This window comes from Pseudomonas sp. UBT (genome assembly GCF_050915955.1).
Taxonomy (GTDB): domain Bacteria; phylum Pseudomonadota; class Gammaproteobacteria; order Pseudomonadales; family Pseudomonadaceae; genus Aquipseudomonas; species Aquipseudomonas antarctica_A.
In genome coordinates this window covers 245901-269592 of sequence record NZ_CP168080.1, presented here as the reverse complement: position 1 = coordinate 269592, position 23692 = coordinate 245901, and the positions used below count along the sequence as shown (strand labels likewise).

General features: G+C 59.3%; 12 protein-coding genes. 7 read left to right on the top strand and 5 right to left on the bottom strand.

Annotated features, from left to right (window positions below; translation table 11 throughout):
- Positions 1 to 151: 151 nt before the first annotated feature.
- From ACDZ94_RS24225 to ACDZ94_RS24210, 4 genes are all read right to left on the bottom strand, one after another.
- Positions 152 to 1435: an ABC transporter substrate-binding protein gene (locus ACDZ94_RS24225; protein ID WP_432751559.1), complete on the bottom strand. Its 1284-nt coding sequence runs from the start codon at positions 1433 to 1435 to the stop codon at positions 152 to 154.
- Positions 1436 to 1720: 285 nt separating this feature from the next.
- The gene (locus ACDZ94_RS24220; RefSeq protein WP_432751558.1) at positions 1721 to 7831 is read right to left on the bottom strand and encodes a hypothetical protein; all 6111 of its coding nucleotides are present in this window, start codon (positions 7829 to 7831) and stop codon (positions 1721 to 1723) included.
- 168 nt (positions 7832 to 7999) lie between these two features.
- Positions 8000 to 8905, bottom strand: coding sequence for a helix-turn-helix domain-containing protein (locus ACDZ94_RS24215; protein ID WP_407017320.1), 906 nt, complete (start codon positions 8903 to 8905; stop codon positions 8000 to 8002).
- 72 nt (positions 8906 to 8977) lie between these two features.
- On the bottom strand, positions 8978 to 10267 hold the full coding sequence (locus ACDZ94_RS24210) for a glycosyltransferase (RefSeq protein ID WP_407017319.1): 1290 nt from the start codon (positions 10265 to 10267) through the stop codon (positions 8978 to 8980).
- A 169-nt stretch (positions 10268 to 10436) separates the two neighbouring features.
- Here ACDZ94_RS24210 and tpx point away from each other — a divergent pair, with 169 nt between their 5' ends.
- The 7 genes from tpx (at position 10437) to ACDZ94_RS24175 (ending at position 23253) form a co-directional block, all read left to right on the top strand.
- Positions 10437 to 10937 (top strand): thiol peroxidase, encoded by a 501-nt coding sequence (gene tpx / locus ACDZ94_RS24205; protein ID WP_432751557.1) that lies wholly within the window; start codon positions 10437 to 10439, stop codon positions 10935 to 10937.
- 231 nt (positions 10938 to 11168) lie between these two features.
- Entirely contained in the window at positions 11169 to 12473 is a 1305-nt protein-coding gene (locus ACDZ94_RS24200) for an MdtA/MuxA family multidrug efflux RND transporter periplasmic adaptor subunit (RefSeq protein ID WP_064452179.1), read from the top strand.
- On the top strand, positions 12470 to 15571 hold the full coding sequence (locus ACDZ94_RS24195; RefSeq protein ID WP_432751556.1) for an MdtB/MuxB family multidrug efflux RND transporter permease subunit: 3102 nt from the start codon (positions 12470 to 12472) through the stop codon (positions 15569 to 15571). Before ACDZ94_RS24200 ends, ACDZ94_RS24195 begins: the two co-directional genes overlap by 4 nt.
- Positions 15568 to 18675: an efflux RND transporter permease subunit gene (locus ACDZ94_RS24190; RefSeq protein ID WP_432751555.1), complete on the top strand. Its 3108-nt coding sequence runs from the start codon at positions 15568 to 15570 to the stop codon at positions 18673 to 18675. Before ACDZ94_RS24195 ends, ACDZ94_RS24190 begins: the two co-directional genes overlap by 4 nt.
- Complete coding sequence (locus ACDZ94_RS24185; RefSeq protein WP_064452182.1) at positions 18672 to 20147, top strand: efflux transporter outer membrane subunit; 1476 nt, start codon at positions 18672 to 18674, stop codon at positions 20145 to 20147. The genes ACDZ94_RS24190 and ACDZ94_RS24185 overlap by 4 nt, the downstream gene beginning before the upstream one ends.
- A gap of 208 nt (positions 20148 to 20355) precedes the next feature.
- Positions 20356 to 22452, top strand: coding sequence for a putative bifunctional diguanylate cyclase/phosphodiesterase (locus tag ACDZ94_RS24180; protein WP_432751554.1), 2097 nt, complete (start codon positions 20356 to 20358; stop codon positions 22450 to 22452).
- A gap of 54 nt (positions 22453 to 22506) precedes the next feature.
- On the top strand, positions 22507 to 23253 hold the full coding sequence (locus ACDZ94_RS24175; protein ID WP_064452184.1) for an SDR family oxidoreductase: 747 nt from the start codon (positions 22507 to 22509) through the stop codon (positions 23251 to 23253).
- Between the two features lie 12 nt (positions 23254 to 23265).
- On the opposite strand, the gene ACDZ94_RS24170 is transcribed toward ACDZ94_RS24175, so the two are convergent.
- A complete protein-coding gene (locus ACDZ94_RS24170; RefSeq protein WP_432751553.1) occupies positions 23266 to 23643 on the bottom strand; it encodes a hypothetical protein in 378 nt (125 codons plus the stop codon).
- Positions 23644 to 23692: the final 49 nt, after the last annotated feature.

Below are 23692 nucleotides of genomic sequence, written 5' to 3'. Positions count from 1 at the left end.
GAGCGGGCTTTTGTGGGAGCTGGCTTGCCTGCGATGGCATCCACTCGGCTTAACTGACAGACCGAGGTGTCTGCATCGCAGGCAAGCCAGCGCCCACCTAAAGCAGCTCCCACATGAAACGGGTCCCCACATTGACAGTGGCTAGCCTGCTTTACTTGGGATAACCCGCCCGCTTCATTTCACGCTCGGTGGTGGTCTGCGCGGCGGTCAAGGCTTGATCCACCGTTTGCTGACCGGTCAGCGCGCCCGAGAAGAACTTGCCGACCTGGGTACCAATCGCCTGGAATTCAGGAATGGTCACCAACTGGATACCGATATACGGCACTGGCTTGAGGGTCGGTTTGGTCGGGTCGGCGACTTTCAGCGATTCGAGGGTCACTTTGGCGAACGGCGCCGCCTTCATGTACTCGTCGCTGTAGGTCGACTTGCGCGTACCTGGCGGTACGTTGGCAATGCCGTCGGTCTTGGCGACCAGTTGGCTGTATTCCTTGGAAGTGGCCCAACTGGTGAACACCTTGGCGGCGTCCTTGGCTTTGGAACTGGTCGGAATAGCCAGGGACCAGGAGTACAGCCACGACGTGCCCTTGTCGGTTTTCTCGTGTGGGGCGAAGGTGAAGCCGACATGATCGGACACCTTGCTCTGGGTTTTGTCGGTCACGAACGAGCCGGCCACGCTGGCATCGACCCAGATCGCGCACTTGCCGCTGTTGAACAGCGCCAGGTTTTCGTTGAAACCGTTGCTGGAAGCTCCCGGTGGGCCGGATTTCTTCATGTTGTCGACGTAGAAGTTCAGCGCGTCCTTCCACTCTGGGCCATTGAATTCCGGCTGCCACTTCTCATCGAACCAGCGCGCACCGTAGCCGTTGGCCAGGGTGGTGATCAGCGCCATGTTCTCGCCCCAACCGGCTTTACCGCGCAGGCACAGGCCGTATTGCTCTTTGGTTTTGTCGGTGAGTTTTGCCGCGAATTCACCGATCTGGGTCCAGGTCGGGTGCTCAGGCATGGTCAGCCCGGCGTCATTGAACAGGTCGGTGCGGTAGTAGGTGATCGAGCTCTCGGCATAGAACGGCAGGGCGTACAGCGAACCTTTGACGGATAAACCGTCACGTACTGAAGGGAACACATCGTCGAGGTCGTAGGACGCCGGCAGGTCTTTCATCGGCTCCAGCCAGCCCTTGGCGCCCCAGAGTGCAGCTTCGTACATGCCGATGGTCAATACATCGAACTGTCCGCCCTGGGTGGCGATGTCGGTGGTCAGGCGTTGGCGCAGCACGTTTTCTTCGAGCACCACCCAGTTCAGCTTGATGTCCGGATGCTCGGTCTCGAAGGTTTTCGAGAGTTTTTGCATGCGGATCATGTCGCTGTTGTTGACGGTGGCAATGGTCAGGGTTTGCGCGCCAAGACTGACGGCGCTGAGGGTCATGCATACAGTCATGCAAGAACAGGTAAGCAGAGCTTTTGCTGTGAACTTCATCGCGCACTCCATTTCCGCGCCCAAGGGCTACGGAAGGACAGTTATTGTTGTTGTGTCTTCCTACAAGCAGTCAGGAAGAGTGTGCGTTGATTACAGCCTTCAAATGGGGATATGACAAATCCTTGGGCGCACTGGGACTGATACTTTTTTGCACTCCTCGCGGGCTTGGCTGAAACGGTTTACCCGGGACCGAGCGAAAAGCACTGTCATTTCGCAACAGTCGCTTTTGCCCGGCGCGGTTGGGTTTTAGGTGCGGTTGTAACCGTGAGAGTAGGGCGTCTTTGGTTTGACGACGAGCGCGTTCATCCAGTTCTTGTCCAGAGGGCTGATTGGCCCACGCCCCTCCAGGATCTTCAGACCTTCATCTGCCCAGCGGGTCATGACCTCTTTCACTTTCTGCGTGTACTCGCGGGCGGGGCACGCGATATCCGCCCACGGGTCGACAATCCAGGCATCCGCCCAGGCAGGGCCCGAGAAGTCGACGGTACCTGCCGGCAATTCAGAGGGGCCACCTACCACGGTGAACACATGAGCGTCTGACGCCGTCCATTCGTAAGCGCGGCCACCGCTTTTTGTAATAATGTCTTTTGAGACCAAGGCCATTTCTCCACAGTTCCCGGCGCCGGACTTCAACACCAGGTTTGAGTAACTCAACGCATCAGGAGCAACGGTATGACGCAACCAATTAAGGGTCATATTCGCAGCGTCCGCGCGCGCTTGATCTGCCGCTGATCGCACTTGGTTGCTGGGGCCTAACCCTGTGGCTTTCAGGTCACGGTTCACGTTGGATTTGGCTTGTTGCGCGTAGAATTTGTTTTGCTGCTCGGCCGTCCACGTCGCGAAGCCGGCAGGCTTGGTCAGTGCTTGCACTCGAATCGGCTTGAGGGCGATATCCGCCTTACCGATCGCTTTAGTTCGCTGGAGTTGGTAGAGAACTTCGCGTTGCTGTTCCTTTGTTAGGCTTTTGCTGAAAGCTTTTAATTCATCGATCTCGCTTTTCGAGTAACCCGAACGTTCAAGCTCTTTAAATGCGGCGTCGAGTTTCGGCAGTACGATGAAATTGGCGTCAAATGGCGTCTTGGAGGCACCTTGTCGGATGCTGAGTTTATTCCTGTAGCCCTGGACCAGCGGTAATTCGAGGGGCGTGCATTTTGTAAACGTCAGTTCGCCAGTGGCTGCGTTGTTCAGTTTCGCGTAGTAGAACTCGGCTGTATCCGCTTCTATCACCAGGTATTTATCGGCGCTGCCGGCGCGCAAATCGTCAATGATTATGCCGCGCACTTCGCGTTTGTCGTCGCACATCGTGCTGATGCTGTTGAGCTTGACCACGCGGCTCTCGCGCGCCAGTGCATCTGACGTTTGGCCGGCGTAAAGGCCAAATTGAGGGTCATGCTTAATGCTGCCTTTAATCTGCGTTTTATAGGCAATGGGCTTGTTATCCAGCACGGGTTTAAGTTGGGGGCCCATTTCGCCGTCGACCATTTTGAAACGGCGTCGCTCGAAAATGACAAATTGATCTTTCTTAAACAGCTTTGGCTCCGAGGGAAACAAGCGTACGTGTTCAAGCGCTTGAAGTTCCCGGTTCGGTTCGCCGCTGACGTTGCCGATTACCTTGGAGAAACAGGTGTCATTGGCTCCGCGCCTGACTCTGCCGTTGCCTACCGAGGGAATTGGGCAGAACGCCTCAAAGCCGTCCAGAGGCTTGTAGTGATCGGCTGACGTCAGGTCGGTGAGGATGTTGGGCTTGCCGGAGTCGTAACGGTAAACCGTGCCCTCATTGACCAGGTCGAAGCCATTGGCGCGGGGAATGGTGTAGGCGTCTTCAGTCAGGGGTTTCTCAGCCACCAGCGCTTGGGCACCGTCTGAGAAAGTCTCCTGCCGCAGGGCTGACGATGTATCCGAGACAAAGCCTTTCAGGGCTGGTCCGTCAGTCGCCATGGTTTTGGGGTTATAGAAATACCATTCTCCGTCCTGGAGCATGGCGGTGAGCTTGATCCGTTCCCCTGCACGACTCAACATGCCATCTGCCATGTTAGCCGCTGGGGTCAACGTGTCCGCAGTCTGCTCGGCAATATGGCCGCCCTGCATTCGGCTCAATGCGTTAAGAGATTCCGAGGTGTGGGCGGCGGTCATGTCCGTCAGGGCAATACTTTCGGTTTCTTTAGCCCCGAACTTATCGATGAATTTGGCGGAGACTTTGGCCGCCGCCCAGCTCGCGCCTGATTTTGCCAAGGTCCACAGTTTGCCGGCGCCCTCTGTGGCGACGTAGATCGCAACATCAATGGCGAGGTCTACGCCTGCCTTGAGGAACTCACCGTGGTAAAGGTCTTCGAGGCTGCTTGCCCCAGGCAGGGAATGCCAAACAGCTTTGAAGAAATCACTCGGTTCTGTAGCGGTTTCAAGGGTGTTGCTCGACCAATTGCGATGCAGGTTTAGAAACTGAGCTTTGTTCAGGTAGGTCGAGTCGACCATGACGCGGGCCAGCTTGGATATTCGCCCGCTCGCGTAGTGGGGGGAGAACGTGTCGGTTTCAGTGCGGGCCGGGAAAGAGACTTCCAAAGGCCAGGGTTCGTTGTTGTCATCGAGAAGGTGCTGGTCAGTGATGCTCAATACAACGTCGGATTTAACGCCCTGTTGGGGGTCAGTACCATTTTTGAACGCTTGCGCATCGATTTCGAGGCTGACCTTTTTGCCAAGTGGTGTTGAGGGGTCAATGTCGGCAATTCTTACGATCTGGCCACTTGCCGGATACACCGCAAAATCCCTTCTTAAGCCCTTGTAGACAGACGTCATCACCATGCCGCTAGCGGCACCCTCAACATTCAAAAACTCCACTTCGCCATAGAGCAGACTATTGCGCTCTTCTACAGGCAGTTTTCTGAGCATGTGCTCGAACAACGTCACGGTGTGACGCCTGCGCAGGTTGAAGTCTTGCTTTATGGCGTTGTCGAAGTCGTTGTTGATAACCGGGAAATCGGGCTCTTTTGCTCTGTTACGCAGGCGGTCGAAATCCACATGATGACCTTCCTGTATCCAGCTTTCATCCAGTCTGCCGGCTTCATAGATTTCTGCGAGGCTATAGTGGCGGCCGGTGATTACACCCCAGGCTTCGTTTTCCACCATAAACCGAGATTCATAATCGATGTCGGCGCCCAATTCTTCTCTTAGAACCTTAAGTGTCATGCTCCGTCTATTGGGCGCTTCAACCTGGCTCAGCCAGCTTATCGCTTCGGCGGTTGCTTTCGTTTGTGCCTGAAGTTTTACCTGGCTGTCTTTCAGTTGTTCTAATGTGTAGTTGTCCTTGTTGACGTCGTTATTGAGGGCCGCCCAATCCAGCAATGGGTTCATCTGCGCGTAGCTCTGGATCTGCGCTTCCAATGCTGAAATGGGGTTGATGTTGTGGTAATTCATGACCTGTTGGTAAGTCATGCCTAGCGTGGCGCCGGGGGCTGCCCACTCAATCCGGTTCACTGCTGTCGTAAAGCTGACCCATTCCGGGGAGCCGAGGGTCACGGTGTTTGGTACCTCTTTTACCAGCAGTTGTGGCGCCATACCCGACATCATCAACCGCCCGATGACGGGCTCAAGGTTGGCGGGGATGCGTTTTTTTGCAGCCAAGTCCCGGATGAACTGGTCATGAATAAACTTGGCACTCTGTCCTGAGTAAGCAGCCCCCATCAAGTCAATACCGGCGACAGTCTTATGTTGAGCGCCGGCCGTCGGGTCAACCTCCAACACCAGCGCGGTCAATAACCATTGTTTCAGGCTGATCACGGTGGCAGCGCCCCTCATCTCGGTTTCCAGGTTACTGGCGAGCTCAAGCGCTGCACCGCTGGAGAGGAGTTGAGCCAGCGCCTGTTCGGGGTCGGCGCTGAGGTCGGTAACGTTGGCGCTCAGATAACTGAGAAGGTTGTCATGCGCGCCAATGGACGTTTTCACGAACTCAGCCACCGCAACGCGTTGCTCTGTACTCAGCGATAGTTGTGTGGACAGAAACCCCCAGCGATTACCCAGGGGAGGGGACTGTGGGACAGGCGCTTGCAGTGCTGCGAGCAAGTTATCGTTGTCTGCCTTGGAGGTCGTTGGGTACCAGCCTTTGTGGGACAGGAATGCTGCAACGGTGGTCACGCTTTTAGGCTGGTGGTCTGAGTACGGGTCGACAATAAAGCGTCTTGAGCCGCTCTCGGAGCTCCAATTCTTTAACTCATGGATCAACGCATACCGGTCGTTGCTATTGCCCAGTGCTGTTTTTTGCTGGTTCAGCCAGGTTACGACTTTTTGTGGGTTTTCAGGAGGCCTGGGGAATTGTTGAGAGCGGCCTATCAGCGCTGTTTGTTGCTCGAATGCGTCGCTGCCGGGGGCGGTACTGATGCTGTAAAAAATGGCCACTCGTTCGAATGGCGCGCTGTTGCTGTTGACGTTAACCAGCGCGATCGGTTTGCCAGGCGCCGCGAATACAGCAGCGGCTTCCAATACAGGATTGAGTACATCAAAATGCTCAGGGTGCTTTTTCGCAAAGTCGGTGGCGGTAAAGCGCTGGTCAACGCCATTGACCTTGGCGATCAGCGCATGGCTTGTGGGGTCATAGCGCAGGGACGTCAGGTCAATATTCTGTTGGCTGGCCCATTCAATGAAACCATGCCCCTTGAGCGCTTTGCTTAGGTAGTCCCTCCACTGGCCAAACAGGCTGTTAGCCGGGATCGGTTGGATGGTTTTTGAGGCGGCCTGGGTCGGGTTGGTTTTCAGCTCAAGCATCGTACCGTGCAGAGTGGTTGCCAGTTCACTTTCGGCGTTAGCCAAAACGTCTGCGCGTGTCTCTTCGGTTTCTACTGGCGTGCTGGTGTTGGCCTTGACGGCGGCGGCCAGGGTTTCAAGGGGGGAGGCCGTAAGCGGTGTGTCTGCAAGTTGTTGTTTCACTGCCTGCTGGCGCTGCTGTACGGCGATGGAGGCGGGGTCGCTGGGGGAGGCGTCGAACAGCGCCTTGAAAGCTTTGTTTTGGCTCATCTCATCTATGCGGGCCAGCGTGGCCGCAAGCTGGCGCTGCTGCCAGCCCTGTCGCCGAGTGTCCTCTTGGTGAGGAGGCGGTTCGTTGTAAAACGCCATGACCTCATACAGGCGCGCAGACTTCCTGGCGGGGTAGGTAACGTCATCCTCAGAACCGGCGGCCATCTGTTGTACCGCATTCTGTATCTCGCCCCAGACATCGGTCCAACCGGATACATCGTTCAAGGTGAACGTGGTGTTGACGCCATTCACTTTGCCCGTGAGCACACCGCTGACTGGGTTGATGCGCACGCTGGTGGGGTCGAGGTTGTTCTCTTGGGCAAAGGTGCTAAAAGTGCTGCCGGTCAACGCAGTCAACAGGTTTTTGCGCACCAGGTTGAAGGTTGAATACTCTGGAATGTCCTGCAGGGTGACCGAAGTCTCGTAGTCACTCGTTTCGGGTACCAGTTTCATCATTCCACGGCCGACCAACTGCGCCAATGCCTGGTCGGCTTCCTCAACTTTTTGAGCGGCTGTGGGCGGTGCAAACTGTGCAAGCCGTTGGTTGAGTTGTTGCGGTGACAAATCCACGATCCGCTGGCGGGCTGCTCTTTGTTTCTGTTTGATGGGGGCGTCGAGTGGGTCGTTGCTGTTCAGCGTGCGGAACGTTCCATCACGCAAGAGTTGTTCGATGGTGGAAAGCTCGTCGTCGCGTGTGATGTTGCCCCATGGTATTCCATAGTATCTCGCCACTGTCGTCGGCGATGCGAGATCCGGGCCGAAGAAAGCAACCGCGGCGGCATTACCGTTCAATTTTTTTGCAGCGGCCAGGACCGCAGAAGATGCGGCGGCCCAGTCGGCATCTCGTTCCAGGTAGAAGTCGACGGGTTTGTTATTCGTTATTGCACTCAACATTCCACTGGTATTGATAAAGAGCTTCAGAGGATCAATGTTCTTGGCGTATGCAAACGATTTGAAAGGCTCTGAGTTCAACGCATCAGCCAGCTCCCCCCAGGCCTTGCCGAAAGTCGAGTCGGGGGGCACATCAATCGTGTCTAAACGACCGTAGAGGCCTTTGTCTTTGTTGAGCCTGTCGCGGATCAAGCCATTGCCGGCGGCTATGGCCAGTTGCCGGTCACTTTGGTCGACCAAGGCCCCGGCGAACTGACTCACCGACGCTTCTAATGGACGAGGTGCGACGGTGGGGTTCTGCAAGTCTCGACGTGAGCGCGACGAGATAGGGCGAACGTCAGGTGCACTGGGCGGGAGGCTGTCGATCGTTTCCTGACTCTGCGGGGCTTTGGTTTTTTGCGGGTTGAGTTCAGTGGGACGAATGATGGTGGTGTTAGCAGTAAACAGCGGAACATTGATCATGGCGTTGCCCTTTTACCAGCGTGTCAGAAAGCCCATCCCTCAGATGAATGAGTGATGTTGCCTACGCTGAGTAACAGGGGGCCCGGAAAGGTTCCTTTAACGGCGGTGGTAGTGGGGTGTTGCTGTCTCACCCGAATTTTTGTTCCAGATGTTTCACTTCCATCCCGCTCAAGCCGGGTTCTGTTCAGTAAGCCGCTGCACCGCCAGCCGGCGGTAGTGGGAAGGGGTCATGCCCTTGAGCTGCTGGAAGCGTCGGTTAAAGTTGGAGATGTTGTTGAAACCCGACTCAAAGCACACGTCCGTCACGGCTTTATCGCCGTCCGCCAGCAACTCGCAGGACTTGCTGATGCGCAGGCGGTTCACAAACTCGATAAACGTTCGCCCCGTCGCCTGTTTGAATACCCTGGAGAAATAGGTGGGCTTCATTCCCAGGTAGTCCGCCACTTCTTCCAGTGACAACTCGCGGGCGTAATGCGCGAAAATGTAGTCCACCGCGCGGTTCGTGCGGTCGATGCTGTGCTCATCCGCCAGTTGCGGCGTGGTCACGCCGGACAACAATTGATAGTCCTCACACGCGCTCAGCACTTCCAGCAAGATAAAGAAGTGCCCCAGGCGCGCCATGCCTTGGGCCTCCTCGATGCGTTGCATCAAGGTCATGGCCTGGGCGATGGTCTTTTTGCAGCGAAATTCGATGCCGCACTGCGCCCGTTCGAGCAGCGGTGCCAGGGTCTTGAGTTCGGTGAAGATCTGGCTGCCGCCCTCAAACAGTTCATCGGTGAAATTCACCAGCATGTCGCGCTTGGGCACTACCTCGTCTTCATCCACCTGGCTGATCCAGTTATGGGGCAGGTTGGGGCCGGTGAGGAACAGGCTTTCCGGGTAGAAATTACCGATGTAGTCGCCGATAAACACTTTGCCGGAGCTGGCCACGATCAGGTGCAGCTCGTACTCCTTGTGGAAATGCCAGCGCACCAGCGGGCAGGGGAAGCCGTGTTGGCGATAGATGATGGACAGACCGTTGTGATCGTCCATCAGCTCGTAGGAAGGGTCGGTGATTCGCGCTGCTCGGGTCATGCTGCCGTCGCTTTATTGTGGTTGCTGCTTGGGATAATGCCCCCTTGCGCGTGACCTCGCCAGCGTCGGTGTTTATACGGTGCGGTTTTTTGCCTCGATCCACTGGGACATGTACTGCGTACTTTTATGCGCGTGATGGCGCAGCATGCTGCCGGTGAAGTTGTCCCGGCGATGGCTGGCAAGTTGGCTGCGGCAACGCTCCAGGCAGTCCACCAGTGCGGGGCCGTGCAGGGTTTGGTCGTAGCGACGGGCCAGCAATTGGCGGCCGTCTTCCTGGGCTTGGGTCCAGCGTTCGTGGTCTTGGTACAGCGCCACGGCCGCAGCGGCCAGGCCCGTCGCGCTTTGCTCAATCGTGCCCGGCCACGGCTGTTCATCCCCCATGGCCTCGGCGCCAATCGGCGTGGTGATATTCGGCGTCCCGCAGAGCATGGCATCCGCCAGTTTGCCCTTGATGCCGGCGCCAAAGCGCAATGGTGCCAGGCAGATACGTGCGGCCGTCATCACTTGCAGGGCATCTTCAGCCCAGTTCATCACATGAAAACCCTGCGCCGGGTTGTGCAATGCGGTGGCCTTGGGCGGTGTGTAGGAACCATAGATATGCAGTTGGGCGCCGGGCAATTGCTGGCGGATCAAGGGCCAGAGGCTGTTCTTCATCCACAGCACCGCATCCCAATTGGGCGCGTGGCGGAAGTTGCCGATGCTAAGGAAGTGCGCGCGGTCTGCGAACGGTACAAAGGCCTCGGTCGGCGGCTGCAGCATCAACGGGCACCAGTGGAGCAGGGCGGCGGGCACCTTGAATTGTTCGGTGAGCAGGCGGATTTCCACGTCGGAAATCATCAGGCTGATATCACAGCGGTAAATGGCCGCGATCTCGCGCTTGGCGACATCCGTGTTGGCCATCAACTGGAATTCTTCCGTCAGCGCCGGTGCAAACAGCGCGCTGAAATCATCGCTGTCGGGGTGGGCCTTGAGGTGGTCCTTGAGGCGCTGGTGGCGGGCATCCCGCAGGCTTTGCAGGTCGGAGGTTTCCAATACGCGCAGGGCGTCGGGGCAACACTTTTCGACGCGCCAGCCGAACTGTTCCTCCATCATGAAGCGGTCGAACAGTACGATGTCCGGGGCCAACGCGCTGACAAAATCATCGAAACTGCTGTTATTAAGTTCGATCGCGCATTCGGTAATACCCAGCGCCGGCAAGTCTGCCTTGTGCTCGCCTACGGTGGCCGGGCTGCTGAATGTGATGTCCCAGCCCTGGTCCAGGAAGCTTTGCAGAATCTGCATCATATGCCCGCCGGCCGCCGAGGAGCGCGGCTCCGGCCAGACATAACCAATGACCAGGACTTTGGTGGCGGGCTGATTCATCTGCAACGGATTCCTTGAGGGGCGTGCGAAAAGCGCGCAATTAAACCATAGGCCCGTGTACTTGGCGCGCCATGAGAATTTATGTCTGGCGGTAGGTAGCCACCTCAGTTTGTGGTTAACTTCGGGCTCTCGAATTCGTTCAATCAAACCCAGTATAAGGATTCCGTTCATGGCTCAAGTCACCCTTCGTGGTAACCCTGTCCAGGTTGAAGGCGAATTGCCGAAAACCGGTTCCGCCGCTCCAGCGTTCAGCCTGACCGCCGTTGACCTGTCGCAAGCAACCCTGGAAACGTTCGCCGGCAAGCGCAAAGTGCTGAACATCTTCCCAAGCGTCGACACCCCGACCTGCGCCACCTCCGTGCGCAAGTTCAATGCCGAGGCCAACACCCTGAGCAACACGGTTGTGCTGTGCATCTCCTCTGACCTGCCGTTTGCCCAGAAGCGTTTCTGCGGCACCGAAGGCCTGGACAACGTGCTGAGCCTGTCGGATTTCCGCGACGCCCACTTTGCCGTTGACTACGGTGTGTCCCTGGCCGACGGCCCGCTGCAAGGTCTGACCGCCCGCGCAGTTGTGGTGCTGGATGAAAACAACAACGTGCTGCACAGCGAGCTGGTCAGCGAAATCGGTCAAGAGCCGAACTACGAAGCAGCCCTGGCTGTTTTGAAGTAACTGTTTCAGCGCATTACTGTCGTTTTGCAGTAACACGCTTGATGCATGCTTGCGGCCTGGCCTAGTCCAGGCCGTTTTTATTTGCCCGTCAGCAGTTTAGTGAAATAGCGAACGGACTAAGGCCAGAAGTTAAAAGTTGTAAGTCCAAGGTAAATAGCCGGTAAAGGCGCTTTTCTTAATGCGCTCCAGTGCTTATCTTTCAGCCTCCCAAAGAAGAAGCTCTCGCGCCCAATGGTTGATCAATCCATGCAATCCTCCCCCCGCAACTCCCGCCGCTGGCTGTTTGGCCTGCTCGTGCTGCTGGTTATCGCCGGCCTGTGCTGGAAATTCTGGCCCGGCAGCACCAAGGATGCCGCCGAGAAAAAGCCGGCCGGGCATGCCGGCAAGTCGGGGATGATGCGCCCGGGCTTCGGGGGTTCCACCGGCCCGATTCCGGTGCGCGTGGCGCCGGCGGTGCTGGGGGAGTTTCCGGTGTACTACAAGGCCTTGGGCACGGTGACTGCGCTCAATACCATTAATGTGCGCAGCCGGGTGGGCGGTGAGTTGGTGAAGATCGCCTTTGAAGAAGGGCAGATGGTCAAGGCCGGTGACTTGCTGGCGGAAATCGACCCGCGCAGTTACCAGAACGCCTTGCTGCAGGCTCAGGGCACGCTGTTGCAGAACCAGGCCCAGCTGAAAAACGCGCAAGTAGATGTACAGCGTTACCGCGACCTGTATGCCCAGGACAGCATCGCCAAACAGACCCTGGACACCGCCGAAGCGTTGGTCATGCAGTACCAGGGCACGGTCAAGACCAACCAGGGCGCGGTGGATGACGCCAAGCTGAACCTCGAATTCACCAAGATTCGCGCACCGATCAGCGGCCGCGTCGGCTTGCGTCAGGTCGACGTAGGCAACCTGGTCGCCGCCAACGACACCACGTTCCTCGCGGTGATCACCCAGACCCAGCCGATCAACGTGGCCTTCACCTTGCCGGAAAACACCCTGGATACGGTCCTCAGCCGTTATCACGCCGGCAACAAGCTGCCCGTGGAAGCCTGGGACCGTGGCGATGTGAAAAAGCAGGCCGTCGGCGTGTTGCAGAGCCTGGACAACCAGATCGACGTCACCACCGGCACCCTGAAATTCAAGGGCCGTTTCGATAACAAGGACCAGGCACTCTTCCCCAACCAGTTCGTCAACGTGCACCTGCTGGCCGATACCCTGCATAACGTCGTGCTGGCGCCATCCGCGGCGATTCAGTTCGGCAATAATGGCACCTTCGTCTACAAGCTCGATGGCGACAAGAAGGTCAAGGTTCAGCCCCTCGTGATTGGCGACACCGATGGCGACAATACGGTGATCAAGGAAGGCCTGGGGGCTGGCGACCGTGTGGTGCTGGAAGGCACTGACCGCTTGAAAGACGGCAGCGAAATCGAAGTGGTCAACGACAGCAGCGAAGTAGAGACCACGCCGACCGAACACTTGCAAGGCAAACCCGCAGCAAAAGGGGAGACCGGCGATAAGACGGGCAAGGCGCAAAAGGTCGGTTCATGAACCTGTCGCGGCTGTTTATTCTACGCCCGGTTGCCACCACGCTGAGCATGCTGGCGATTGTCCTGGCCGGTATCATCTCGTATCGACTGCTGCCGGTATCGGCCTTGCCTCAAGTGGATTACCCGACCATCCGGGTGATGACCCTGTACCCCGGCGCCAGCCCGGACGTAATGACCAGCGCGGTCACGGCACCGCTGGAGCGTCAGTTCGGGCAAATGCCCGGCCTGACCCAGATGGCGTCCACCAGTTCCGGCGGTGCGTCGGTGCTGACCCTGCGCTTCAACCTCGACATCAATATGGATGTCGCCGAGCAACAGGTGCAGGCCGCAATCAACGCCGCCACCAACCTGCTGCCCAAGGATTTGCCGGCGCCGCCGGTGTACAACAAGGTCAACCCGGCGGATACCCCGGTGCTGACCCTGGCCATTACCTCCAAGACCATGCTGCTGCCCAAGCTCAATGACCTGGTCGACACGCGTATGGCGCAAAAGATCGCGCAGATCAGTGGCGTCGGCATGGTCAGCATCGCCGGTGGCCAGCGCCAGGCCGTGCGTATCAAAGTCAACCCCGAGGCCTTGGCCGCCAATGGCTTGAACCTGTCGGACGTGCGCACCCTGATCGCCGCCTCCAACGTCAACCAGCCCAAGGGCAACTTCGACGGCCCGACCCGGGTGTCGATGCTCGACGCCAACGACCAGTTGGTCTCGCCCCAGCAATATGCCGAATTGATCCTGGCCTATAACAATGGCGCACCGTTGCGCCTTAAAGACGTGGCACAAATCGTCGACGGCGCGGAAAACGAACGCCTTGCCGCCTGGGCCAACGAAAACCAGGCGGTGCTGCTCAATATCCAGCGTCAGCCGGGTGCCAACGTGATCGAGGTGGTCGACCGTATCAAGGCGTTGCTGCCGAGCATCACCGACAACCTGCCGGCCGGCCTGGACGTGACGGTACTCACCGACCGCACCCAAACCATTCGCGCGTCGGTGAAGGACGTGCAGCACGAATTGCTGATCGCCATTGCGCTGGTGGTGATGGTCACCTTCCTGTTCCTGCGCCGTGTCAGCGCGACCATTATTCCGTCGATTGCCGTTCCGCTGTCGCTGGTGGGCACCTTCGGCGTGATGTACCTGGCGGGTTTCTCCATCAATAACCTGACGCTGATGGCCTTGACCATCGCCACCGGTTTTGTGGTGGACGATGCCATCGTGATGCTGGAGAACATCTCGCGTTATATCGAGGAGGGCGATACGCCGCTGGCAGCGGCCCTCAAGGGCGCCAAACAGATCGGCTTTACCCTGATTTCCCTGACCTTGTCGTTGATCGCGGTATTGATCCCGCTGCTGTTCATGGCCGATGTGGTCGGGCGGCTGTTTCGCGAGTTCGCCATCACCCTGGCGGTGGCGATCCTGATTTCCCTGGTGGTTTCGCTGACCCTGACGCCAATGATGTGCGCGCGTCTGCTCAAGCGTGAACCCAAGGAAGAAGAGCAAGGCCGTTTCTACAAGGCCAGCGGCGCCTGGATCGATTGGTTGATCGAGGCCTACGGCCGCAAGTTGCAGTGGGTGCTCAAGCACCAGCCGCTGACCTTGCTGGTGGCCATCGCCACCCTGGGCCTGACCGTGGTGCTGTATCTGGTGGTGCCCAAGGGGTTTTTCCCGGTGCAGGACACCGGGGTGATTCAGGGTATTTCTGAAGCGCCACAGTCGATTTCGTTTGCCGCCATGAGCCAGCGCCAACAGCAGCTGGCGAAGGTCATCCTGGCCGATCCGGCCGTTGAAAGCCTGTCCTCCTACATCGGTGTGGATGGCGATAATGCCACCCTCAACAGCGGGCGCCTGTTGATCAACCTCAAGGCCCACGGCCAGCGCGACTTGAGCGCAGCCCAGGTGATTACGCGCTTGCAGCCGGAAATCGACAAGCTGGTGGGTATCCGCCTGTTCATGCAGCCGGTGCAGGACCTGACCATCGAAGACCGCGTGAGCCGCACCCAGTACCAGTTCAGCATGTCGTCGCCCGACGCCGAGCTGTTGGCGTTGTGGAGCGACAAGCTGGTGCACGCCCTCAGCCAGTTGCCGGAACTGACCGACGTCGCCAGCGACCTGCAGGACAAAGGCTTACAGGTGTACCTGGTGATCGACCGCGATGCGGCTTCGCGCCTCGGGGTGAGTGTATCGACCATCACCGACGCGCTGTACGACGCCTTCGGCCAGCGACAGATTTCCACTATCTACACCCAGGCCAGCCAATACCGCGTGGTGCTGCAGGCTCAATCCGGTGAAACCCTCGGGCCCGCCGCGTTGAACCAGATCCATGTGAAGACCACCGACGGCGGCCAGGTGCGCTTGTCGAGCCTGGCCCACGTTGAGCAGCGCCAGGCGCAGTTGGCCATCGCGCATATCGGCCAGTTCCCGGCGGTGATGATGTCCTTCAACCTGGCCCCCGGCGTCGCGCTGGGCAAAGGTGTGGAACTGATCAACCAGACCCAGAAAGACATCGGCATGCCGGTGGGCGTGCAGACCCAGTTCCAGGGTGCGGCCCAAGCATTCGAGGCCTCGCTGTCGAGCACCTTGCTGCTGATCCTGGCGGCGGTGGTCACCATGTACATCGTGCTGGGTGTGCTGTACGAGAGCTACATCCATCCGATCACCATCCTGTCGACCTTGCCGTCGGCGGCGGTGGGGGCCTTGCTGGCGTTGCTGCTCAGCGGCAATGACCTGGGCATGATCGCGATCATCGGCATCATTCTGCTGATTGGTATCGTGAAAAAGAACGCGATCATGATGATCGACTTCGCCCTCGACGCCGAACGTAACCAGGGCCTGGACCCGCAGACGGCGATCTATCAAGCGGCGCTGCTGCGTTTTCGACCGATCCTGATGACCACGCTGGCAGCGTTGTTTGGTGCAGTGCCCTTGATGCTGGCCACCGGTTCGGGCGCTGAACTGCGCCAGCCGCTGGGCCTGGTGATGGTGGGCGGCTTGTTGGTGAGCCAGGTTTTGACCTTGTTCACCACGCCGGTGATCTACCTGTACTTCGACCGTCTTGGCCGTCGCTGGCGCAAAGAGCCGCAAAGCCTGGAGCCGGTTGAGTCATGAACCTCTCCGGACCGTTTATTCGCCGGCCGGTAGCCACCATGCTGCTGAGCCTGGCGATCCTGTTGCTCGGCGGCGTCAGCTTCAACTTGCTGCCGGTGTCGCCGCTGCCGCAGATCGACTTCCCGGTGATCGTGGTGTCGGCCAGCTTGCCCGGCGCGAGCCCCGAGGTGATGGCCTCCACCGTGGCCACGCCGCTGGAGCGCTCATTCGGCGCGATTGCCGGCATTACCACCATGAGCAGTTCGTCGAGCCAGGGTTCCACCCGGGTGATCCTCGCGTTTGATTCCGACCGTGATATCAACGGCGCCGCACGGGAAGTGCAGGCGGCGATCAACGCGTCGCGCAACCTGTTGCCCAGCGGCATGCGCAGCATGCCGACCTACAAGAAGATCAACCCGTCCCAGGCACCGATCATGGTGCTCTCGCTGACCTCCGACGTGCTGAAAAAGGGCGAGTTGTACGACCTGGCTTCGACCATCCTCTCGCAAAGCCTGTCCCAGGTGCCGGGTGTGGGTGAAGTGCAGATTGGCGGCAGTTCCTTGCCGGCGGTGCGCATCGAACTTGAACCCAAGGCCCTCGACCAGTACGGCGTGGCCCTGGACGATGTGCGCAACACCATCGCCAATGCCAACCAGCGTCGGCCCAAGGGCTCCCTGGAAGACAGCGAGCGCAACTGGCAGATCCAGGCCAACGACCAATTGGAAAAGGCCAAGGACTACGAGCCGCTGCTGATTCGCTACCAGAACGGTGCGGCCCTGCGCCTGGGCGACGTGGCCAAGATCAGTGACGGCGTGGAAGACCGCTACAACAGTGGCTTTTTCAACAATGATTCGGCGGTGCTGCTGGTGATCAACCGCCAGTCCGGCGCCAACATCATCGAGACGGTCCGGCAAATCAAGGCACAGTTGCCGGCCTTGCAGGCGGTGCTGCCGTCCAGCGTCAAACTCAACCTGGCCATGGACCGCTCGCCGGTCATCACCGCGACCTTGCATGAAGCCGAGATGACCTTGCTGATTGCCGTGGCCCTGGTGGTGCTGGTGGTGTACCTGTTCCTGGGTAACTTCCGCGCCTCGTTGATTCCGACCCTGGCGGTGCCGGTATCGCTGGTGGGCACCTTTGCGGTGATGTACCTGTTCGGCTTCTCGTTGAACAACTTCTCGCTGATGGCGCTGATTCTGGCCACCGGCCTGGTGGTGGACGATGCCATCGTGGTGCTGGAGAACATTTCCCGGCATATCGATGACGGTGTGCCGCCGATGAAGGCGGCCTACCTGGGCGCCGAGGAGGTCGGCTTTACCTTGCTGTCGATGAACGTCTCGCTGGTGGCGGTGTTCCTGTCCATCCTGTTTATGGGCGGCATTGTCACCAACCTGTTCCGTGAGTTTTCCATCACCTTGTCGGCAGCGATCATTGTCTCGTTGATCGTTTCGCTGACCTTGACCCCGATGCTCTGTGCCCGTTGGCTCAAGCCCCATATCAAAGGCCACATGACCGGCTTGCAGCGCTGGAGCCAGCAGGTCAACGACCATATGGTGGCCGCCTATGCCACCAGCCTGGACTGGGTGCTGCGCCACCGGCGCCTGACCCTGCTCAGCCTGTTTGTCACCGTGGGCGTTAACGTCGCGTTGTACGTGGTGGTGCCGAAAACCTTTATGCCTCAGCAGGACACCGGCCAGTTGATCGGCTTTGTGCGCGGCGATGATGGGCTGTCATTCAATGTGATGCAGCCGAAGATGGAGACCTTCCGCAAGGCGGTCCTCAAGGATCCGGCAGTGCTCAGCGTGGCCGGCTTTATCGGCGGCAACAACGGCACCAACAACGCGGTGATGCTGGTGCGCCTCAAGCCTATCGCCGAACGCAAGATCTCGGCCCAGGCGGTAATCGAGCGTTTGCGCAAGGACGTGCCGCTGGTGCCGGGCGGGCGCCTGTTCCTCATGGCCGACCAGGACCTGCAATTTGGCGGCAGTCGCGATCAGACCAGTGCGCAATACTCCTACATCCTGCAAAGCGGTGACCTGGCCGCGCTGCGCCTGTGGTACCCGAAAGTGGTCGCCGCCTTGCGCGAGTTGCCGGAGCTGACCGCCATCGACGCCCGCGAAGGGCGGGGTGCGGCGCAGGTGACGCTGGTGGTCGACCGCGACCAGGCCAAGCGCCTGGGTATCGACATGAACATGGTCACGGCAGTGCTGAACAACGCCTACAGCCAGCGGCAGATCTCGACCATCTACGACAGCCTCAACCAGTACCAGGTGGTGATGGAGGTCAACCCGAAATACGCCCAGGACCCGATTACCCTGAACCAGATGCAGGTGATTACGTCCACCGGCGCGCGGGTCCCGTTGTCGACCATTGCCCATTACGAAAACAGCCTGGCAGACGACCGCGTCAGCCATGAAGGCCAGTTCGCCTCGGAAAACATTGCCTTCGACATGTCTCCCGGGGTGACCGTGGAGCAGGGCACTGCCGCCATTGAGCGCGCCATTGCCAAGGTGGGCTTGCCCGAAGATGTGATCGCCAAGATGGCCGGTACCGCCGATGCGTTTGCGGCGACCCAGAAAGGCCAGCCGTTCATGATCCTTGGGGCATTGGTGGCGGTTTACCTGGTGCTGGGCATTTTGTATGAAAGCTACATTCACCCGCTGACCATCCTCTCGACCTTGCCTTCGGCCGGTGTAGGGGCATTGCTGTCGATCTACCTCCTGGGGGGGGAGTTCAGTCTGATTTCCCTGCTGGGGCTGTTCCTGCTGATCGGGGTGGTGAAGAAAAACGCGATCCTGATGATCGACCTGGCCTTGCAACTGGAGCGTCATGAGGGCATGAGCCCGCTGGAATCGATTCGCAGCGCCTGCCTGTTGCGCTTGCGACCGATCCTGATGACCACGCTTGCCGCCATCCTCGGCGCCTTGCCTTTGCTGCTCGGCGCCGGTGATGGCGCGGAAATGCGCAAGCCGCTGGGCCTGACCATCATTGGCGGCCTGGTGTTCAGCCAGATCCTGACCCTTTACACCACTCCGGTGGTTTACCTCTATCTTGACCGCGCGCGCCACCGCTTCAATGCCTGGCGCGGTGTGCGTACTGATGCTGCCTTGGACACTGCGCTATGACCGATTCAACGTTTGCCAAATTGGCCATGAGTATGCCCCGTGGTTCCCGCGTCGCCAGCCTGGTGCTGTGCGGCGCGCTGCTCAGCGCGTGCGCCATCGGCCCGGATTACAAGCGCCCGGCGGTCATCGAACCGGTGCAATTCAAGGAAGCCCAGGGCTGGCGTCAGGCCATGCCCAGCGACTCCCTCGCTCGCGGTGCCTGGTGGGAGTTGTATGGCGACCGCCAGCTCAATGATCTGGTGACACGCCTCAACAATGCCAACCAGACCGTCGCCCAGGCCGAAGCGCGCTTCCGTCAGGCGCAGGCCCAGGTGCGCAGCGCTCGGGGGGCGTTTTTCCCGACGGTGGACCTGAGCGTCGGCAAGACCCGCGCCAGCCAGGGTACCGGCAGCAGTAATGCCAGCCTGAGCAGCTCCAGCAGCGGTATCCGCGACACCCTCAACACGCAATTGGGCGTGAGTTGGGAGGCGGATGTCTGGGGCAAGTTGCGCCGCGGCCTGGAAGCCAATGAAGCCACGGCCGAGGCCAGCTCGGCGGACCTGGCGGCGATGCGCCTGAGCCAGCAGTCCGAGCTGGTGCAAGACTACTTGCAACTGCGCGTCATGGACGAACAGACCCGCCTGTTGCAAGCCACGCTGGACACCTACCAGCGCTCGCTGCAAATGACCGAAAACCAGTACCGTGCCGGTGTGTCCGGCAAGGATGCGATCGCTCAGGCGCAAACCCAGCTCAAGACCACCCAGGCCAGCTTGATCGACCTGATCTGGCAGCGCGCCCAGTTGGAAAACGCCATCGCCGTATTGATCGGCGAGGCGCCGGCCAACTTCAACCTGGCGGTCAGCAAAGACATTCCCACACTGCCGCAAATTCCAGTCAGCCTGCCGTCGCAATTGCTGGAACGTCGCCCGGATATCGCCTCGGCCGAACGCTCCGTAATCGCCGCCAACGCCAATATTGGCGTGGCCAAGGCTGCTTATTATCCAGACCTGACCTTGAGTCTGGCGGGCGGTTATTCCAGCAGCACCTACGCCAACTGGATCAGCCTGCCGAACCGTTTCTGGTCGGTTGGGCCAAAGTTGGCGATGACCCTGTTTGACGGGGGGCAGCGCTCTGCGGAAGTCGACCGAACGGTGGCCTCGTATGATGAGACTGTGGCGAAGTACCGCCAGACGGTGCTGGATGGTTTCCGCGAAGTGGAAAACTACATGGTGCAGTTGAAAGTGCTGGAGGACGAGGCCGTCGTCAGTAATGAAGCCTTGGACGCGGCGCGGGAATCGTTGCGGTTGACGCAAAACCAGTACAAAGCCGGGTTGATTGCCTATCTGGATGTGGTGACCGTGCAGGCGACGGCGTTGAGTAACGAGCGCACGGTGCTGACACTGTTGCAAACGCGGTTGGTGGCGAGCGTGCAGTTGATTGCTGCGTTGGGCGGCGGGTGGGATGGGGTGACCTCGGTAGCCGATAAGGAGTGACCGGGGTGCCTGTGCGTTCTTGCGGTAACGCATAGGCACACGACTCCAGCGCCATTAAGCCCGGCACTTTAAAGCCAGTGGATTGGCGTCAAAACGTCGATGCTGGCATTCTGATAATTAATCAACGCGCCAAGATTTTTTCTCGCTACAATCGCCCGCTTTGCCACCTGGCACGGGCGTCCCACGCCCGTCAGTCTTGAGAAACCCCATGCTGATCGGTAGTTATTCCCCCTCCTTGGTCGTGATCTCCCTGTTCGTCGCGATCCTGGCGTCCTACACGGCGCTGGACCTGGCCGGCCGCCTTGCGACCGCCCAAGGCCGCGCCGCATACGTGTGGATGGCGGGTGGCGCATTGGCGATGGGCACAGGCGTCTGGTCCATGCACTTTATCGGCATGTTGGCCTTGCGCCTGCCGTTTGCCCTCGGGTTTGACCTGGGCATTACCGCGCTATCGCTGCTGATCGCCGTGTTATCCAGCGGCTTCGCATTATGGCTGGTCAGCCAACCCCGTTTGCCTGCGTGGCAACTGGCGTTTGGCGCGTTGATCATGGGGGCGGGCATCAGCAGCATGCACTACACCGGCATGGCGGCGATGCGCATGACTCCCGGGATCGACTACGACCCTACCTTGTTTGGCGCTTCGTTGTTGATTGCGGTGGTGGCTTCGGGGGCTGCCCTGTGGATCGCCTTCAACCTGCGGCGCAACACCCCTTATGTTCGCCTGGCACGCGGGGGCGCGGCAGTGGTCATGGGCATTGCAATCGTCGGCATGCACTACACCGGCATGGCCGCTGCGCGCTTTGCCGACGACAGTTTTTGTGGTGCCGTGCTGACCGGGTTGAGCGGCAAGGGCCTGGATAACCTGGTGCTGGTCACCTCATTGGCGGTGTTGATCATCGCATTGCTGACCTCGCTGCTGGATGCACGCCTCGAAGCGCGCACCGCCGTCCTGGCGGACTCCCTGACCCTGGCCAACCAGGAACTGACCCACCTGGCCCTGCATGACATGCTTACCGGCCTGCCCAATCGCACCTTGCTCGCCGACCGTATTCAACAAGCCATCCAGACAGTGACGGAGCAGGGCGGTTGCTTTGCCCTGATGTTTATCGACCTGGATGGCTTTAAACCCGTCAACGATGCCTTCGGCCACCACATGGGCGACCAGTTGCTGCGGGAGGTGGGCCTGCGTCTGCGCGAGGACCTGCGCAGTCAGGACACCCTGGCCCGTATCGGCGGCGATGAGTTTGTGCTGCTGGTGCAATTGCTGCAGCCGGATGATGCGATGGGCCTGGCCGAACGCCAGGTCGGACTGATCAATCGTGCGTTCAAGGTCGCCGAACATGAGCTGAATATTTCCGCGAGCATCGGCATTGCCCTGTTCCCTGGCAACGGCAACACCCCTCAAGAACTGTTGATGAACGCCGACGCCGCGATGTACCACGCCAAGGGCATGGGCAAGAATGGCTACAGCTTCTTTGATGTGTCGATGAACACGAACGCGCGCAAGCAACTGCAGTTGTTGCAGGACCTGCGCAGCGCCGTTGAGCACGAGCAGTTTCGGCTGTATTACCAACCCAAGTTCGATGCGGTCAGCGGTATTGCGATTGGCGCCGAAGCCTTGCTGCGCTGGGAGCATCCGCAGCAGGGGTTGATGCTGCCGGCGACCTTTATCGAACTGGCGGAAAAGACCGGCTTGATTATTCCCATCGGTGAGTGGGTGCTGAACGAAGCCTGTCGCCAGATGCGCCTGTGGTACGTCCAGGGTTACGAAGACTGGCGCATTGCGGTGAACCTGTCGGCGTTACAGTTCTGCCATGCCGGGTTGGTAAAAAGTGTCGCCGCGGCCCTGGACCGTCACCAGTTGCCGGCCAACAGCCTGACCCTGGAAATCACCGAAACCACCGCCATGAGCGATGCCGATGCAAGCATGACGGTGTTGCAGCAGCTGTCGGACATGGGCGTTGACCTGTCCATTGATGACTTCGGCACCGGTTATTCGAGCCTGATGTACCTCAAGCGCCTGCCCGCCAACGAGCTGAAGATCGACCGCGGTTTTGTGCGCGACCTGGAACACGACAGTGATGATGCCGCTATCGTTTCGGCCATCGTTGCCCTCGGCCAGGCGCTGGGGCTGCGAATCGTCGCCGAAGGTGTGGAGACCGATATGCAGCAGAGTTTCCTGACTCGACTGGGTTGTAACTCGCTGCAAGGCTATTTGTTGGGCCACCCGTTGCCGGCTGACAGTTTCATGGCCGACATCCAGCGCGCCGAAGAGGCGTTAACGCCTGACAAACGCGGTGGGTGACGGGTATTCTTGGATCCAACCCTATACATCAGGTTGACTCAGGAGACCGCACGCATGGACAAAGTCGTCATCATCACCGGGGGCAGTCGTGGCATCGGCGCCCAGACCGCGTTGCTGGCCGCTCGCCAGGGCTATCGCATTTGCCTCAACTACCAGTCCGATGAAGCGGCTGCCCAGCGTGTGCTGGAGCAGGTCCGTGCCCTGGGTGCGCAGGCGATTGCTGTGCGTGCCGATGTGAGCATCGAAGATGAAGTGATCGCGTTGTTCGCCCGTGTGGATGCCGAACTGGGCCGTGTCACCGCGCTGGTCAACAACGCCGGCACTGTCGGGCATAAGTCGCGGGTGGATGAGATGTCTGAATTTCGCATCCTGAAAATCATGAAGACCAACGTGCTGGGGCCGATCCTGTGTGCCAAGCACGCGGTGCTGCGCATGTCGCCCAGGCATGGCGGGCAGGGCGGCAGTATCGTCAATGTGTCGTCGGTGGCGGCGCGCCTGGGTTCGCCGGGTGAATATGTCGACTATGCCGCTTCCAAGGGCGCATTGGATAGCTTCACCATTGGCCTGTCCAAAGAGGTGGCAGGTGAGGGGATTCGCGTCAACGCCGTGCGCCCTGGCTATATCTTTACCGACTTCCACGCCTTGAGCGGTGACCCGGATCGGGTCAGCAAGCTCGAGTCCGGCATCCCCATGGCCCGGGGTGGGCGCCCGGATGAGGTGGCGGAAGCGATTATCTGGTTGTTGTCGGATAAGGCTTCCTACACGACCGGAACATTCCTGGATTTGGCCGGTGGGCGTTAACGTCCCGGCTCGTCAGGTTGGCTGGTTGCGCAGCTCTTCATATCCGTACCAGGAAAACCGTCTGAGCAGGCTGGCCTCGGAGTTTTCCACGCGGGCGTAACCGCTGTCGGAGAACCCGTCGATATAGCCATTGCGGCTGACGCTCGTGTGCAGGGTTTGGTCGTCTACGTTATCGATAAAGCGTAATACTTTGTCCAGATTGTAGGCTGCATCGGCCCTTGCTTCCGGGTCTGGATTCGCGTTAGTCCAGTCGCCCACCTGCAACTTGAGGTCATCGCCTACCTGGTAATGATCGCGGCCATCCAGGAAACGCCGCGTTACCAGGCTTTGTTCGATGATTCTTTGTGCCGAGCGATGATCTCCGGCAGGGCGGCTAACAGGCCCCGTCATCTCGCGTACTTGTTTTTGTTCCGCTGCGCGCATGTAGTGGGGCGGGATG